This is a genomic window from Variovorax sp. AC103 (genome assembly GCF_979254005.1).
The window spans coordinates 104,000-120,815 of sequence record NZ_CEEDFC010000025.1 but is presented as its reverse complement, the minus strand read 5'-3'; the positions used below and the strand labels follow the sequence as shown (position 1 = coordinate 120,815).

General features: G+C 67.8%; 10 protein-coding genes. 6 read left to right on the top strand and 4 right to left on the bottom strand.

Going from position 1 to position 16,816, the window contains the following annotated elements:
- The 6 genes from AC0IYU_RS29245 to AC0IYU_RS29220 form a co-directional block, all read left to right on the top strand.
- A partial coding sequence (locus AC0IYU_RS29245; protein ID WP_472124422.1) for a hypothetical protein occupies window positions 1-3,165 on the top strand: 3,165 nt, incomplete at its 5' end.
- A gap of 79 nt (window positions 3,166-3,244) precedes the next feature.
- A complete protein-coding gene (gene pal / locus AC0IYU_RS29240) occupies window positions 3,245-3,748 on the top strand; it encodes a peptidoglycan-associated lipoprotein Pal (protein WP_472124419.1) in 504 nt (167 codons plus the stop codon).
- A 108-nt stretch (window positions 3,749-3,856) separates the two neighbouring features.
- Window positions 3,857-6,994 (top strand): glutamate ligase domain-containing protein, encoded by a 3,138-nt coding sequence (locus AC0IYU_RS29235; protein ID WP_472124417.1) that lies wholly within the window; start codon window positions 3,857-3,859, stop codon window positions 6,992-6,994.
- A gap of 401 nt (window positions 6,995-7,395) precedes the next feature.
- Window positions 7,396-9,213: a peptidase domain-containing ABC transporter gene (locus tag AC0IYU_RS29230; RefSeq protein ID WP_472124414.1), complete on the top strand. Its 1,818-nt coding sequence runs from the start codon at window positions 7,396-7,398 to the stop codon at window positions 9,211-9,213.
- A gap of 37 nt (window positions 9,214-9,250) precedes the next feature.
- Window positions 9,251-10,567, top strand: coding sequence for an HlyD family type I secretion periplasmic adaptor subunit (locus tag AC0IYU_RS29225; RefSeq protein ID WP_472124411.1), 1,317 nt, complete (start codon window positions 9,251-9,253; stop codon window positions 10,565-10,567).
- Entirely contained in the window at window positions 10,564-12,135 is a 1,572-nt protein-coding gene (locus AC0IYU_RS29220) for a TolC family protein (RefSeq protein WP_472124408.1), read from the top strand. Before AC0IYU_RS29225 ends, AC0IYU_RS29220 begins: the two co-directional genes overlap by 4 nt.
- 133 nt (window positions 12,136-12,268) lie before the next feature.
- On the opposite strand, the gene AC0IYU_RS29215 is transcribed toward AC0IYU_RS29220, so the two are convergent.
- From AC0IYU_RS29215 to AC0IYU_RS29200, 4 genes are all read right to left on the bottom strand, one after another.
- Window positions 12,269-13,690: a sigma 54-interacting transcriptional regulator gene (locus tag AC0IYU_RS29215; protein WP_472124405.1), complete on the bottom strand. Its 1,422-nt coding sequence runs from the start codon at window positions 13,688-13,690 to the stop codon at window positions 12,269-12,271.
- Window positions 13,691-13,755: 65 nt separating this feature from the next.
- Window positions 13,756-15,834: a TadG family pilus assembly protein gene (locus AC0IYU_RS29210; protein ID WP_472124403.1), complete on the bottom strand. Its 2,079-nt coding sequence runs from the start codon at window positions 15,832-15,834 to the stop codon at window positions 13,756-13,758.
- Window positions 15,835-15,843: 9 nt separating this feature from the next.
- Window positions 15,844-16,341, bottom strand: a complete 498-nt coding sequence (locus AC0IYU_RS29205; RefSeq protein ID WP_472124400.1) for a TadE/TadG family type IV pilus assembly protein — start codon at window positions 16,339-16,341, stop codon at window positions 15,844-15,846.
- Window positions 16,338-16,814, bottom strand: coding sequence for a TadE/TadG family type IV pilus assembly protein (locus AC0IYU_RS29200; RefSeq protein WP_472124398.1), 477 nt, complete (start codon window positions 16,812-16,814; stop codon window positions 16,338-16,340). Before AC0IYU_RS29200 ends, AC0IYU_RS29205 begins: the two co-directional genes overlap by 4 nt.
- Window positions 16,815-16,816: the final 2 nt, after the last annotated feature.

Genomic DNA, 16,816 nt, shown 5'->3' with positions numbered 1-16,816 from the left:
GATGCTGATGCTGATGCTGATGCTGATGCTGATGCTGATGCTGATGCTGATGCTGATGCTGATGCTGATGCTGATGCTGATGCCGACGCCGACGCCGACGCTGATGCCGATGCCGATGCCGATGCCGATGCCGATGCAGACGCCGATGCAGACGCCGATGCCGATGCCGACGCAGATGCAGATGCAGATGCAGATGCGGATGCGGATGCGGATGCGGATGCCGACGCAGACGGCGACCACCTCCTCGATCCGGGCGATGGCCTTGTCCACCAGGTCGTCGACACCGTCAGCGATGCGCTCGGCCTTGGCGGCGCGCTCACGCCGGTCACCAACGTGGTCGATGGCCTGACCGATGTGGTCGACGACGTGGTGGCCCCGCTGCTCGGCGAGACCTTCACCGAGAACAACCCCAACCAGTTCGACCCGGTCGACAACACCGTCGGCAGCGTCACGCACCTGCTGGGCGGCGCCCTGAGCCCCGCGCTCGACAACGTGCTGGGCGCCGGCGGCACCACCGCCGTGCTCGGCTCGGTGCTGAACCAGGTCGACTACCTGACCGACGCGCTGGACAACGGCCTGACCAACCTGGTCGGCGACCACGGCATCGTCAGCGGCCTGACCGACGCGCTCGGCCTCGGCGGCGTCACCAGCCAACTGGTCGGTGAGAACGGCGCGCTCGGCGGCCTGCTCAACAACGTGCTCGGCGAAAACAGCCTCGTGGCCGGCCTGCTGGCCGACGACGGCCTGGTCGGCGGCCTGCTCGGCTCGGACGGCCTGGTGGGTGGCGTGCTCGGTGAAGACGGCGCCGTCGGCGGCCTGCTGGGCAACGTGCTCGGCGAAGACGGTCTCGTGGGCGGCCTGCTTGGCGACGGCGCAGTCGGCGGCCTGGTGGGTGGCGTTCTCGGTGAAGACGGCCTGCTGGGTGGCCTGCTCGGCGACGACAGCGCCCTGGGCGGCCTGCTGGGCGACGACGGCCTCGTCGGCGGCCTGCTCGGCGGCGACGGCGCCCTGGCCAGCGTGCTGGGCAGCGAAGGCCTCACCGGCGAGTTGCTGGGCCATGGCGGCTTGGTCGACAGCCTGCTCGGCCAGGACGGCGCGATCTCCGGCCTCATTGCCGACAGCCCGCTGGGCGGCCTGCTGGGTGGCAACGACGGGCTGCTGGGCGGCGCGGTCGGCGGCCTGCTGGGCGACGACGGCATCGTGGGCGGCCTGCTCGGCGACGACGGCGCGCTCGGCGGCCTGCTGAGCAACGACGGCCTGCTGGGCGGTCTGCTGGGCGACAACGGCCCGGTCGGTGGCCTGCTGGGTGGCGACGGCCTGGTCGGCGGTCTCCTGGGCAATGAAGGCCCCGTGGGTGGCCTGCTCGGCAACGACGGCTTGCTGGGCGGCCTGCTGGGCGACGAAGGCCCGGTCGGCGGCCTGCTGGGCAGCGACGGCCCCGTGAGTGGCCTGTTGGGCGACAACGGCCTGCTCGGCGGCCTCCTGGGTGGCGACGGCGCGCTGGGCAGCGTGCTGGGCGGCACCGGCATCGGCGGCGGCCTGCTCGGCCCCGACGGTCTCGTGGGCGGTGTGCTGGGCAACGACGGCCCGGTCGGCGGCCTGCTGGGTGACGACGGCCTGCTGGGCGGCCTGCTCGGCGGCGTGGTGGGCGGCATCGGCGGTGGCGGCACCCCGGGCACCGGCGCGGCGCTGCTCGACCCGGCCGACGGCGTGGTCGGCAACCTGGTCGACGGCCTGAACGAAGGCGTGCTGGGCGGCCTCGGCCTGGGCAACGTGCTCGGGCCGGTCGTCGGGCTCACCGACAGCGTGACCGACACGGTCGACGGCCTGCTGGGCCCGGTGCTCGGCACCAGCTTCACGCCGAACGACCCCAACGTGCTCGACCCGGTCGACGGCCTCGTGGGCCAGGTGACGAGCGGCGCGGGCAGCCTGCTGAGCCCGGTGACCGACCAGCTGCTCGGTGCGGGCACGACCGTGGCGGTGCTCGGCGGTGTCACGACGCAGGTCGACTACCTGACCGACGGCGTGGCCCACCTCGTGGGCAGCGACGGCCTCCTGGGCGGTGTGCTCGGTGGCGACGGTGGTCTCCTCGGCGGCGTCCTCGGCGGTGACGGTGGTCTGCTCGGCGGCGTGCTGGGTGACGACGGCCTGCTGGGCGGTGTGCTCGGTGGCGACGGCGGCCTTCTGGGCGGCGTCCTCGGTAGTGACGGTGGTTTGCTCGGCGGCGTGCTGGGTGACGACGGCCTGCTGGGTGGTGTGCTTGGTGGTGACGGCGGCCTTCTCGGCGGCGTGCTCGGTGGCGATGGCGGCCTGCTCGGCGGTGTACTGGGTGACGACGGCCTTCTGGGCGGCGTGCTCGGCGGCGACGGTGGCCTCCTCGGCGGCGTGCTCGGCGGCGACGGTGGCCTCCTCGGCGGCGTACTCGGCGGCGACGGTGGCCTCCTCGGCGGCGTACTCGGCGGCGACGGTGGCCTCCTCGGCGGCGTGCTCGGCGGCGACGGTGGTCTCCTCGGCGGCGTGCTCGGCGGCGACGGTGGTCTCCTCGGCGGCGTGCTCGGCGGTGACGGCGGTCTCCTCGGCGGCGTGCTCGGCAACGACGGCCTCGTCGGCGGCCTGCTCGGCGGCGTGACCGGTGGCGACACCGGCGGCTTGCTCGACGGCGTGCTCGGCAACGAAGGCCTCGTCGGCGGCCTGCTCGGCGGCGTGACCGGTGGCGACACCGGCGGCCTGCTCGACGGTGTGCTCGGCAACGAAGGCCTCGTCGGCGGCCTGCTCGGCGGCGTGACCGGTGGCGACGCCGGCGGTCTGCTCGACGGCGTGCTCGGAAACGAAGGCCTGGTGGGCAGCCTGCTCGGCGGCCTGACCGGCGGTGCCAGCCCCGTGGCCAACATCCTGGCGCCCGTCTCGGGCCTGACCGATGCGGTCTCGCCGGCGGTGTCCACCGTGACGCACGCGGCGTCCGAGGCCCTTTCGCCGGTGACCGACATCCTGGCCGGCTCGTCGGGTGCGGCATCTCCGGTGACCGACCTGGTGAGCAGCGTCCAGCACGCCGCCGCACCGCTGCTGACCGATGTGGTGACACCCATCACCAGCCTGGTCGAGCACAGCCCGGCCGGCACCGCCCTGTCGCCCGTGACGAACGTCCTGCACGGCCTGCTGGGCTGAACAAGAACATCGCAGGAGGGGTGAGGGAGTCGCAGCACCAGGGACAGGCCACCACCGGCCTGTCCCACAAAGGATCGATATGAAAAAGAATTTCCAGACACTGGCCATCGTCGCCCTCGGCGCAGTCCTCGCGGGCTGCGCAGCCCCGAAGACCGGGCGCGACGACGCGACCTACTACTACTCCAACAAGGCCGTCACGGCCGTGCCCAAGGTGGAGCCGGCCCCGCCGGCGCCGGTGCAGAACGGCCCGGCGGGCGTGCCGAAGATCGTCTACTTCGACTTCGACAAATACAACATCAGGCCGCAGGACCGGCAGATCGTCGAGGCCCATGCGAGCTACATGAGGAACCGCGCGGCAAGCCGGGTGGTGATCGAAGGCAACACCGACCAGCGCGGCGGGCGCGAGTACAACCTGGCGCTCGGCCAGCGCCGCGCCGAGTCGGTGCAGCGCGCGCTCACGCAACTCGGCGTGCCTGCCGAGCGCATCGAGGCCATCAGCTGGGGCACGGAAAAACCCGCATCGCTCGCCACCACCGAGGAGGGCTATCAGCTCAATCGCCGCGCCGAATTCAGCTACCGCTGAACCGGACGAGCGCGATGATTTCGACGGCCGTTTCCGCGCCACGCACACGTCATCAAAGCGAGAGCAGATGACGGGCGCGGCCGGACTCCCGCACTCGATCGGGGCCGAATGATGTCCTTCACAGACCAGCTCCACGCCTGCCACGAGCGCCTGGTGTCGGTGTGCGCGGCGCTGCCCGCGCCTTACCCGGCGTTCACGCTGTTCTTCTCGATCAGCGACGGCTCGCAGCGTGCGCACGTGGTGCACACGCGTGCCGCCGAATTCGAAACCGCCTGGCGCGAAGGCGCCGAGCGCGTCGAGCGATGGGTGCGCGAGCGCGGCATCGTCGCGCCGTGGCTGCGCATCGACTGGGTCGAGGGCGCGAGCCCGATGGACTGGGGCCAGTTCAAGACCCAGCTCACCGCCGTCAAGCGCAACTACTTTCGCCTCGGCCTGGCCTTCGACAAGGACTTCACGCTCGCCTTCACCGAGCAGGAGCTCAACGCCAACGCCATGCTGTGCGGCGACTCGACCATTCCGCATTCGGTGGTGAACCTGCGCAACTTCGAGGTCTACGGCCAGGCCCGCTTCGGATGCGTGCCGCCGCTGGACATGCCGCCGGACCAGCCGGTGTACCTGCTGGCCACGGTGGGCGTGTTCTGCCAGCCCGACGGCGTGGTGCACAAGCTCGTCGGCACGGGGCTCGACGCGGGGCGGCGGCAATTGCCGGCGTTGAACCCGCAGGCAGTGCTCGACCTGGTGCGCAGCGGCTCCTCGTACCTGGCGCGCCAGGTGCACAGCGACGGCCTGTTCGTGTACGGCTACTTTCCGAGCTTCGACCGCCGCATTCCGACCTACGACGCCATGCGCCACGCGAGCGCGCTCCACGCCATGCTCGCGGCGTGGGAGCTCACGCGCGACGAAACCCTGCGCGCGGCCATCGACCGCGGGATCGACCACCTCACCACGGTGCTGATCCGCGACCACACGCTGGCGGACGGGCGCGCCGTGGCGTTCCTGGTCGACATCGGCGGCGAAATCAAGCTCGGCGGCAATGCGGCCTGCGTGCTCGCGCTGGTGAAGTACTGCGAGCTGATGGGCACGCGCCACTGGCTGGCGCTGCTGGAGAAGCTCGCCCTGGGCATCGTGTCGCTGCAAGACCCGGCCACCGGCCGCTTCAACCACGTGCTGCATGCGAGTGACCTCACGCTCAAGCAGGCCTCGCGCATCATCTACTACGACGGCGAGGCGGCCTACGGGCTCATGCGGTTGTACGGCCTCACGCACGAGCCGCAATGGCTGGCGGCGGTGGAGAAGGCCTTCGACCACTTCATTGCCAGCCAGCATTGGCAGGCGCACGACCACTGGCTGAGCTGCTGCGTCAACGAGCTCACGCGCTGGAGCCCGCAGGAAAAGTACTTTCGCTTCGGCCTGCAGAACGTGGCGGGCTACCTCGACTTCGTGCTCGACCGCAAGACCACCTTTCCCACGCTGCTCGAACTCATGCTGGCCGCGCAGCAGATGCTGCAGCGGCTCGAAGGCATGCCCGCGATGCGGCACCTGCTCGACGAGCTCGACACCGAGAAGTTCTACCGCGCGCTCGACTACCGCGCGCACTACCTGCTCAACGGGTTCTTCTGGCCCGAGGTGGCGATGTACTTCCGCCGGCCGTCGAGCGTGGTGGGCGCGTTCTTCATCCGCCATCACTCGTTTCGCGTGCGCATCGACGACGTCGAGCAGTACGTATCGGGCCTGGCCGCCTACCACCGCTACCTGGTCGAGCGCCGCGCGTTGCCGGCGGCGAACGGCAGCGGGGGCGGCATGAATGGCGGCATGGGCGGCGGACGCGACGACGGCCCCGCATGGACCGCGAGCGAGATGGCGCGCGTCACCGGCGGCGAATGGGTGGTCAGGCCCGACGACGGCTGGCGCGCCACCGGCGTGGCGCAGCGCTCGTACATGCGCAAGGGCCGCGTCGTGTTCGACCATCAGGCGCGCGCGTCGAAAACGGCGCTGGCGGCAGTCACGCTCAAGGGCGTGCTGCAGCCTGCCGCCGCCGTGCTGTGCACCGACCCCAAGCCGCACCTGGACAAGCGCGTGCCCGTGCTCAAGGTCGAGAACGTGCTGCAGGCCGTGCTGCAACTGGGCGACCATGCGCGCGCCGAGTTCACGGGCCGCGTGTGCGGTGTGCTCGGAAGCGCCACGGCAGGTTCGTCAGGCGCGGCGGCAAGCGGCGCATCGAGCGGCACCGTGGCCGCGATGCTGGCCGGCGCGCTCACCGTGTGGGGCGAGGTCGGCCTGCCCGAGGGCAACGTCAGCCTGCCTTCGGGCATGGCATGGAACATGACCTGCATGCCGCGGCACGCCGCCTACTGGGTGCTGGAGATGGGCAGCGCGCAAATGCCCGCTTCGGCCCAGCTCGTGCGGCCTTCGCTGATGGTGGTGACGGGGCTGTCGGCCGCGTCGCAGAAACACCGCGGCCCTTCGGAAGCCGCCGCGCGCCTGGACGCCCGCTTCTTCCAGTCGATGGCGCCGGGCAGCAGCGTGGTGCTGAACCGCGACATGCCCGAGTTCGCGACCTTCGCCGAAGCCGCGGTGGCGCGGCAGCTGCAGGTTCTCAGCTACGGCGAGCACATTGACGCCGACGTGCGCCTGCTCGCGTTCGACCATGGCGAGGTGCAGGTCCTGGTGGCGGGTGAGCCCTTCCAGCTGCGGCTGAACGCGCCGGGGCGCCACATGGGCGCGAGCGCCGTCGCCGCGCTCGCGGCCTTGCAGGCGCTGCGCCTGCCGCTGGGTGCGGCGGTCGAACCCTTCGCGCACTTCGAACCGCCGGGCGGGCGCGGTGCGCTGCACACCATTCACATCGGCGGCGGCAGCTTCAAGCTGATCGACGAGACCTACGACGCCAACCCGAGTTCGATGCGCGCGGCGCTCGAGATGCTGTCGCAGGCACCCTGCGAGCCGGCGCGCCGCGTGGCGATCCTGGGCGACATGCAGGAGCTCGGCCCCGCCGCCCAGCGCCATCACCTCGACCTGGAGGCCGAACTGCTGGCCTCGCAGCCCGACCGCGTGCTGCTGTGCGGCCCGATGATGCGCGCGCTGCATGCGCGCATTCGCACCAAGGTGCGCTCGCACTGGTTCGTCGACGTGTCCGATCTGTCCACCGCGCTCGGCGGCCTGCTGCAGCCAGGCGACTGGGTGCTCGCGAAGAGTTCCGCCGGCATCGGCCTGTCCCGGCTTGCCCGGGTTTTGAAAGCACTGCCATGAGATCGAACGCGCTTGCGCAACCGACCTTCGAACACCCCTTCGAACATCGCTTCGAACATGAAGCCGCGGCACCGCTGCAGCGGCCCGATCGCTGGTGGCTGGGCTGGCTCCAGCTGCTGTGCGCATGGGTGCTCTGCATGCTGTTGTGCGCCAACGTCGCATTGGTGTTCGCCGAGGGTTTGCCCCAGGTCGCGGGCGTTTTCAGTTCAGGGAAGCCGGTCGGTTGCGCGGCCACGGGAAGCCCCGCGCAACACGGACCGGCGCGCGTGGAACGGGCCGGTCCAGTGAAGGGGCAGACATCGCCGTGCTGAGGCGCGCGGCGAGTGAAATTTTGCCTTGTAACAGTCGGGTAACAGTTAATATGACGCAGGCGTCATTGCCCGATGGATCGGCCCTTTTCCATGATCAAGTTCCTCTTGCCCAGCCAGCTGGTCGCAGACAAACCCGAAGAGCCCGGAGCCAGTCCTTATGCGGGTGCGTTGAACGCGGCTTTTCGCGATGCGTACCCGCTCGTGAAGAGCGCCGCGTGGCGCTCGCTGCCCATCAGCCTGTTCGGGCTGCTGCCGTCGATCTTCCTGCTGCAGGTGTATGACCGCGTGCTGTCGCGCAGCGGCTTCTCCACGCTCGCCGCGCTGGTGAGCGGCATCCTGTTCTTCCTGTGCATCGAGTTCTGGCTGCGCACGCGCCGCTCGCGCATGCTGCGCAATGCCGGCGCCATCATCGACCACGGTGTGTCGGGCGCCTTGCTCAACTCGATGCTGTCGCGCCCGCTGCGGGCGCTCGAGGCGCGGCCCGCGTCGTCGTGGCAGCTGTACTTCCGCGACGTGGGTTCGGTGCGCGGCACCGTCACCGGCGGGCTGGCGCAATCGATCTTCGACCTGCCCATGGCCGTCTTCGCGCTCATCGTGATCGGCATCGTCGCGCTGCCGGTGCTGCCGGTGGTGGCGCTGTTCCTGGCCATCATGTCGTTCCTGGCGTGGTGGTGGGCCGACGAGGTGCGCTCCGGGCGCGTGGAAGAAGTGCTGCGCGGCCGCGGCCTCGACCGCATGACGTCCGAGATCTGCAACGCGCGCGAAACGCTCAAGACGCAGTCCAACGACGGCCCCACCATCGAGATGTGGCGCCAGACCTACAACGCCTGGCTCACCGAGAGCTTCACCAAGAACGGCGAGATCGAGACCACGCGCGACGGCACCACCGTGCTGCTCACGGTGTTCTCGGTGGTGGTGGTGACGGTGGGCGCCATCTCGGTCATGGAGCAATGGATGACGGTGGGCGGGCTGGTCGCCTCGAACATGCTGGCGCTCAAGGCGCTGCAACCGGTGGCAGGGCTGGTGTCGAACTGGCGCTCGCTGGCCACCGCGAAGGAAGCGGCCCAGCGCCTGGAGACGGTGTTGCGCGAGCCGGTCGAGAAGCCGCCCACGGGCATGACGCTGCCGCAGCCCCTTGGCCGCATCACCTTCAAGGACGTGAGCTTCAGCTTCACCGAGACCGCGCAGCAGCCGGTGCTGGAGAACGTCGACCTCGACATCGGCCCCGGCGGGCTGCATGTGATCGTCGGGCGCAACGGCGCGGGCAAGTCCACGCTGGTGAAGCTGCTGTCGGGCCTGTACGAGCCCACGCGCGGCACCATCAGCATCGGCGAATACGACCTGTCGCAGTTCGGCCGCGAAGAGCTCTCGCGCTGGATCAGCTACCTCTCCCAGGAGGTCTACTGGTTCGGCGGCCCGCTCATCGAAGTGATGCGCCGCGGCGCGCCGGGCCAGAGCGACGAGCAGATCGTGGCGGCCTGCAGGCTCTCGGGCGCGCACGACTTCCTGTCGCGCCTGCCCGACGGCTACCGCACCCGGGTGGGCGAGGGCGGCACCGGCGTGTCGGTGGGCGAGCGGCGCAAGCTGGCGCTGGCCATGAGCTTCCTGCGCAAGCCCTCGGTGCTGGTGCTCGACGAGCCCAGCAACGACCTCGACTTTCAAAGCGAACGCAACCTGCTCGCCACGCTGCTCGCGGTGGCCAAGGTGCGCACGGTGGTGGTGGTCACGCACTCGCTGCGCATCGTCTCCGCCGCCAGCGTGGTCTACCACGTGACCGGCCAGGGCAATGTGGAGCAGGGCTCGGCCGCGGAGATGGTGCCCAAGCTGTTCGGCGTGCGCAAGCCGCTGGTGGCCGTGGGCGATTCGGAAGACGCCGCGGGGGCCGCGGCCTCCCGATCCATTGCATGACACCGCCCGGCACATGACGAGCGATCGAGGAAGAGACTTGAAATCAGACCTGCCGCAGATTCTTCAGGACGAGAACGAGAAGCGCGCGGCGCGCAACTCGCCGCAGGGGCGACGCCGGCAGTGGATCATCGGCGGCGCCGTGGGCGTGCTGGCGCTGATCGGCCTGGGCTTTCCCATGGAAACCGTGGTGGTTGCGCCGGGCCGCGTGATCCCCTCGGACCGCGTCAAGTCGATCCAGCATCTGGAGGGCGGCATCGTCAGCAACGTGCTGGTGAAAGAGGGCGACAAGGTCAAGGCGGGCCAGTCGCTGGTCGAGATCGACCTGGGCGGCAGCGGGCTCAACCTCGAAGAACTCACGGCCCGTTATGCAGCCACGCAGGCCACGCGCGTGCGCCTCATTGCCGAGAGCCGCGGCCAGCCGCTCAAGCGCGATTCGTTCGCCGCCGACATCGATGAAGGCGTGCTCGAAGGCGAAAGCGGCGCCTACCAGGCGCGTGCGCTCGAACAGCGCGGCGTGATGGCCGGCGCCGTGTCGGGCCTGGAGCAGGCACGCAGCAAGAAGCTGGAACAGGAAGCCAAGGCCAAGGGCCTGAGCGACCGGCTCGTGCTGATGCAAAAGGAGCTCGAAATCTCTGAGCAGCTGCTCAGCGAAAAACTCGTCGGCCAGGTCGAGGTGCTCGAGAAGCGCCGCCAGGCCGAGGGCGTGCGCAGCGAACTCGCGGTGACGCGCCAGGGCGTGATTTCGGCCAACGCCGCCATCACCGAGGCGCAGGCCAAGATGGCCGAGGCCGAAGGCCGCTACCGCCGCCGCGCGTCGGACGAGCTGGCCACCGTGGAGCGCCAGTTCGCCAGCCTGAGCGAAGACCTCGCGCGCGCACGCACCCAGCGTTCGCGCACCGTGGTGAAGGCGCCGTCGGACGGCATCGTCAAGGGCCTGCGCAACTCCAGCCCCGGCTGGGTCGTGAAGCCCGGCGAGGCCATCCTCGAGGTGGTCCCTGACGAGGACGAGATCATGGTCGAGGCGCGTCTCAACCCGAACGACCGCGGCTTCATCGAAGTGGGCCAGCAGGCGCGCGTGAAGATCACCGCCTACGACTACCTGCGCTACGGCGCCGTCGACGGCAAGGTGAAGCTGGTGGCGGCCGACGCCGACCGCGACCCGGCCGTTTCCAGCGGCGCGCCGTACTACCGGCTGCTCATCAGCATGTCGCAGTCGCACGTGGGCCGCGAAGAGAACCGCATCACCGCGGGCATGGAGTCCGAAGTCGACCTGCGCGTGGGCACCGACCCGTTCATCTGGTACATCCTGCGGCCCGTGCTCAAGCTTCGGCGCGAAGCCTTCCGCGAACCATGAAGCAACCCCCATCGATCGGCCGGCGCCGCACGGGCACCGGTGTTGTCTGTGCCGTGTTGTGCGCGAGCTTCGCGCTGCCCCCTGCTGCCGTTGCGCAGGAGCAGCCGGCGCCGCAGGAAGCCGGCCCAGCGCTCGTGCTCGCGCGCCGGCTGTCCCCGCCCTCGCTGGGCGCCACCACCTACACCCAGCAGGTGAAGCAGGCGCTCATCGTGCTGTCGCAGGAATACCCTGAAGTGCAGACGGCGCAGGCCACCGCCAACACCAGCAGCTACAGCGTGGACGCCGCCCGGCAGGCGCGCTACCCGCGCTTCAGGCTCGGCACTTCGTCCGGCAACTACAACAGCGGCGCGGACAACGCCAAGACGCAGGGCTACACCGTGCTCACCGCCGAGGCCCGCGTGAGCCTGATCGACGGGGGCGCCATGAACGCAGCGCAGCGCGCCGCAGAAGCCGCCAACCAGGCCGACGACGAGGCCGTGGTCACCACCTCGCAGAAGGTGGTGCTGGACGCGCTCACGGCCTACCTGCAGGTGCAGCGCTTCGACCTGAAGAAGCAGATCGCGCACCGCGCCACCGAGGTGGTGGCCGAGCTCTCGAAGGCCGAGGCCCGCCGCGTGGCGCTGGGCGTGACCGGCGACAACGACCTCAACATGGCCGCCTCGCGGCGCGCCCTGGTGGCCGCGCGCGAGTCGGACTTTGCGGCCCAGCGCGACGAGGCGCTCGCCAAGTTCCGCAACTACTTCAAGTTCTCGCCCAACCCCGAGTCGCTGCCCGTGCTCGCGGCGCCTGCGCAGTGGCGCATCACCTCGCAGGAGGAGGCGCTGCGCCGCGCCGAGGCGCGCAGCACCGAGATCGCCGAGGCGCAGAGCCGCATCGAGCGCGCCAGGGCGCTGGCCGACCAGCAGGACGCCAGCCTGTACCCGACGCTCGACGCCGTGCTCGTCAAAAGCAAGGACCCGCGCGGCGTGTCGCCGCAAGACCCGACGCGCGCGGCCTTCGAGCTCAACTGGAACTTCGGCAACGGCTTCGACCGGCAACTGCGCCTGAAGTCGGCGCTGGCCGAAATCGCCAGCCAGGAGGCCAAGCTCGAAGGCGTGAAGCTCAACCTGTTCGAGCTCACCTCGGCGTCATGGTCGCGCACCGTGGCCGGGCGCGAACGCGAGAAGCAGCTGATGGAGGCCGTCAGCACCTCCGGCCAGGCCTTTCGCGGGCGCCGCCGCCTGATGGAGTTCGGCCGCGAGACCCTGCCCAAGGTGCTCGACGCGCAGCTCGACTACTACACGCTGCTGTTCGATTACATCGACGGCGTGTTCGACCTGCGCGTGTCGGAGCTGCGCCTGGCGCGCACCACCGGCGAACTGCGCATCGACCCCGCGGGCACCAACGGCTGGATCGACCGCCTCTTCGGCGCGCCGAGCCGCCAGGTGCTCACCGAAGACGGCCTGCTGGGCGCGCTGTGCATCTCGAGCAACACGGCATGCGCGAGCGAGCCGGTCACGGAGCGCAGCGTGGGCGTGGCGGCTGCGAACACGCCGCTGCGCAAGGCGCAACGCCTGTCGATCCCCTGACGCGCAGCGGGCAAGGCAAGCGAAGCGAAGCCCCTTCCAGAGACACCGAGGAACCAGCTTCGCCGGGCCTCAGGTGTCGCCCCCGGTAGGGGGAGGAGAAGCGACACGGAGTGCGCGAAGCCTGGGGGCGAGCCTAATGCTCTTCCGGGATGCCTGGCTCGCCGTCCAGGATCTGGTACTTGCGCATCTTTTCCCACAGCACCTTGCGGCTGATGCCCAGGTGCTGCGCGGTGTCCTGGCGCTTCCAGTCGTTGATCTCCAGCGCCGCGATGATGCGGTTGCGCTCGCTGCTGTTCCAGCCCTTGCGCTCGCTGCTGCCGTCGAGCGCGACGCCGCCGCCGCCCGCGCCGTTGCGCTCCGCCGAGACGGCCGGTGCTGGCGTGCCGCGCGTCAGCGCGATCGCGCGCTGGATCAGGTTCTGGTCCCAACTGTGCAACTGCCGCGCGATCACGCCCACGCGCTCCGCGAGGTTGCGCAGCTGGCGCACGTTGCCGGGAAAGTAGGTTTCGGCCACCGCGTCGCTCAGCCAGTGCGGGGTTTCGCCGAGCGCCTCGAGCTCGTCGCCGAGCACGTGGGCCAGCAGCGCCTTGAAGATCGCGATCTTGTCAACCTCGCCGCGCTCCTCGAGGCTGGGCACATGCAGCTCGATCACCGCGAGCCGGTAGAACAGATCGGCGCGAAATTCGCCGCTGGCCACCATCTCGCGCAGGTTGCGGTTGGTGGCCGCCACCAGGCGGAAGTCGACCCGTATCGGCGCCGTGGCGCCAAGCCGCGTCACCGCGCTGTCTTCCAGCACGCGCAGCAGCTTGACCTGCTGGTAGCGCGGCAGGTCGCCGATTTCGTCGAGGAACAGCGTGCCGCCCGTGGCCTGCTCGAAGTAGCCGCGATGCGCATGCACCGCGCCCGTGAACGAGCCTTTGTTGTGGCCGAAGAACAGCGACTCGAACAGCCCGTCGGGAATCGCGCCGCAGTTCACCGCCACGAACGCGCCCTTGTTGTAGTGCTGGTGGCCGAGGTGCAGCTGCTGCGCGATGCGCTCCTTGCCCACCCCGGTTTCGCCGCGCACCAGCACCGGGTGGTTGCAGTCCGCGAAGGCACCCACTTCGGCCAGCAGCGACTTCATCGCTTCGGAGTGCGCGACCAGCACGTCGGGCGCCTGCGGCGCCACGTCGCGTGCGCGCAGCTGGCGCACCAGCTTGGCGACCATCGTGCGCAGCTCGGCGCAGGTGAAGTCGTAGGGCAGCACGTGCAGGTATTCGGGCGGGTAGGTGCGCGAGTCGCGTTCGCGCGAGCCCGCGGCCACCCAGATCACGGGCATGCCTTGGAGGCGCTCGCTCGCCTGCGCCAGCCCGCCGCCGTCGATGACCGTCACGCTGATGACCGCGACGCAGGGGCGCAGCGCCACGCCGCGCTCGGGCTCGGGCGTGGCCAGGCCGTCGGCCCGGATCACCTCGACGTCGAAGCTCGCCATGCAACGCGCGATGCGCTCGAGGATGTCGGCTTTGCCTTCGTAGACGAAGAGGTCGAGTTCGTCGAAGTTGGGCGGTGAACTCATGCTATTGAATGGCGGGCAGGGGCAAGGAAAAAACTTTTCGAAGATGTCGCATTGAAAGGTGTTTGTCAGTAGACAAGGACGGCACCTCTGCTGCACGAAAGCCGGGCGGAGACTTCAGTTTTCGAAAGGTCTATACCCAGCACGTTCAGCAAGGAATTGAGCGCCGGGTCCAGCAGCGGCGAGAGTGCGCCCTTGATGACGGTCTGTAAAGTGTTGAGCAGGCTGCTGATGAGACTGAACGTGCCGCTCAGAAGGGCCCCAAGGACGCCGCTGCTGTTGCTCGCGTAGGGCTGCAACTGAATACCACCCAATGTCGCTCCTAGGCTCCCCACGATGGACTGAGACGTTATGGCCTTGTATGACGGATCGACTGCGCCATCGAAGGGGGGCGCGTCAATTTCCGGCAGGTTTTCTGGTGCAGGAGCGCTGTAGACGAGCGGAGTGCTGGTACTGCTGCCGCCGACAGACGAGTTGATCTGCAGGCCTAGTCCAGATATGACGTGCTTCGCACCGTTGGCCTGCCCCGCGACGAACGTGCCGCTTGCGTCTCTCCACTTTGGACTGGAGCATCCAATTGACCCGAGAAGTATGTTGAGGATGCAGACGTCGTATCGTGCTTCTTGATAGCCAATCTCGACGACAGGTACCGGCGCGGCGGTAATGACTGGGTCGGAGGACGAAAACGCGGTGTCGGATACTTTGCCGATGTTCAGCTGGGCGATGCTGGTGCTGGCTTGCACGCTGAGCGACTTGCTGTTGTCCTCGGCGCAGGAGTGGTCTGTCACGTAGGCCGCGCCGTTGCCCGAACTGACGCTGATGTCAATGGGCGCTGGCAGAACGCTTGTGTAGATGACCTGAGAAATCGGGCAATTGCCGGCGCAGATGATTCCCCCCACGAGATTGGTCACGATGGTTCCAAGATTGAGTGTGGCCACCGAGTTCAGAAAACTGATGATCGGAGACAGCGAAGCAGTGACCGCAGATGTAATCTGACTGATGACATTGGTGAGGCTGCTAAGGTTCACCGAGATCAGCGTGCGAATCTGCGAAGTACGCACGTAGATCTTGTTCGGGTCGGTGAGTCCGGCGCCGGGGTTGATAAGGTTCGGATTGCCGATGGCGGAGACCTGTGGCGGCTCGACAATTTTTATCTTGACGCTCGTGGTGATGCCGGCCAATGAGGGGATGTCGAGTGCGACGGCCGCGGCATTTTTTCCACTTGCCAGTTGGACCACACCGCTGACCAACTGAAAAAGCTGCAGATCGCCTTTCAATCCTGCAGCGGTCGTCCCGGTTTCGATGTTGAGCAGATCGGCAACCTTAAGCATCGGCCCGAGCGCTTGAATTTGTGCTGCAGCCTGCAGCTGCTGCAGTGCCGTGAGCGTTGCCTGCGCGGTTTGCCCGCTTTTCTGAAGCGCGAAGACCATGGCCTGAAGAAGCGTCCCGACGTCAGCCTGTGTGTTGAGAACCTGGTCGTAGCCACCCGCACTGATGTTGAGAGCAATCTTCAGTTGATCGAGGAAATCGAGGAGTTTGATGTCGGTGGCGAGCAGACCATTCCAGCCGAGCGCCGACACGTTGAGGCTGCCCCCGAGAAGCCCTCCAAACACCGCGTTCAGAAGCGGTGATTTGGTGTCGTCGACGTTCACGAGCGTGTTGCGAATGGTGAGCGACGCCATCGGCTGTTGCTGAGCAGCAAGTGCTTCTGCTGTGATGGGACGTTGTTCATTGCCTGGCAGCAATGGAAGCAGGAGCGCTGGCCGCCGAGTAAGGGTGACATGTACGGCATTGAGCTTCTGTCCGACCCCGGGGGTGCCGAAATGCAACGGCGGGTCGCGCGTCTCGGAATCCCAGTGTCCACAGACTATCTCTTGTTTTGTCACTGCATCGAGACCGAGAGGAATGTTCAGATTTCCATTGATGACGGCAGCCTGTTGGGCAGCGTCGCAATCGAGCGGTCCCAGGGCTTGGGCACCCGCAATCGCTGCGAGGTCTGCTGTTTTTTGAAGCTCTCTCTTCATGAAGAAGAGGTAGCCGAGTTCGGTTCCCACCAACACAATCACCAGAAGACTCAAAGCAATGGTCGCATTGATGACCACTGAGCCGATTTGCCGCCTTGCAGTTCTTTGATTTGAAGGACGCATTTCTTGTCCCTAGAAAGAGGGTCTGGCAGCTGTCGCTTTACCAAACAAGCGGTCCGGCATCCAACTGCCAGTGAGGGGGATAGGTGGCAGCACCGGATTTGCGCGGTAGGGGTACGTCACCTTCACAGCGACCTGCCCGGGTGAAAGATCCACGTCCGGCGGGGTTGCAATCAACGTCGCTCGGAGCCACGCCTCTTTCGAGGAAGACGCGCTGCCAGCAGAGGCAGGAGTGATCATCGACAGCGCCAGTGAACGGTAAACCGCAGCCTGGATGTTTTTCTGCAAGTCAGCAGGCGTGGTGTTGTTGTTGGCGAGTTGGACGGCCCGCGCTCCATCCTCCGCTGCCCTTGAGACAACTTGTTGTACGTAGAGAACACCACAAAACGTGATGAGACCGTAAACACCCAGAAACAGCACGCTGAAGACTACTGCGAACTCGATCGCGGCGACGCCTCGCTGTTGCCGTGGCCTGACACTGCTGCCCAACTTGGAACGTTCGGTTTTCACAGTGATCTTCCATCGAGCAACATGCTGGCCTTGCCCGCGATCTGGCCGGGCAAGGCGAAGCTTGGCAGAGGGGGGAGCAGCGCTCCGATATCGCTTACTGTGACTGTCACCACCATCTGACAGCGGTTGTTCCAGTCGGGACCGCAGTTCGCAGCTTGAAGGCAGTCATCTGCCCCCGCCATGCATACGTTGGTTTGGACGTCCAATCTTGCTTTCAAGGCCACGGGCAACCAGCTCGCACGCTGATTTGCTACCGTAGTTGCTGTCGCCTTCCGTGCCTCCAAATCGACCTGATAACGCAATCCGGCTCTCGCGCCTTCCTCTGCCGCGTTTTGCAAGCCCAGACGTGCCGTCAGCAGGAACCCATAGCAGATGACCGCATAGAGCAGCGTGAAAACAATGACGAACACAAACGCGAACTCGATCGCATAGACGCCGCGTTGGCGGCGCCGTTGGTTTACGGGCTTGCGCATGT

Coding starts and splice junctions, on each gene's coding strand:
- pal (WP_472124419.1), top strand. CDS start 3,245: ATGAAAAAGAATTTCCAGACACTGGCCATCGTCGCCCTCGGCGCAGTC.
- AC0IYU_RS29235 (WP_472124417.1), top strand. CDS start 3,857: ATGATGTCCTTCACAGACCAGCTCCACGCCTGCCACGAGCGCCTGGTG.
- AC0IYU_RS29230 (WP_472124414.1), top strand. CDS start 7,396: ATGATCAAGTTCCTCTTGCCCAGCCAGCTGGTCGCAGACAAACCCGAA.
- AC0IYU_RS29220 (WP_472124408.1), top strand. CDS start 10,564: ATGAAGCAACCCCCATCGATCGGCCGGCGCCGCACGGGCACCGGTGTT.
- AC0IYU_RS29215 (WP_472124405.1), bottom strand. CDS start 13,690: ATGAGTTCACCGCCCAACTTCGACGAACTCGACCTCTTCGTCTACGAA.
- AC0IYU_RS29210 (WP_472124403.1), bottom strand. CDS start 15,834: ATGCGTCCTTCAAATCAAAGAACTGCAAGGCGGCAAATCGGCTCAGTG.
- AC0IYU_RS29200 (WP_472124398.1), bottom strand. CDS start 16,814: ATGCGCAAGCCCGTAAACCAACGGCGCCGCCAACGCGGCGTCTATGCG.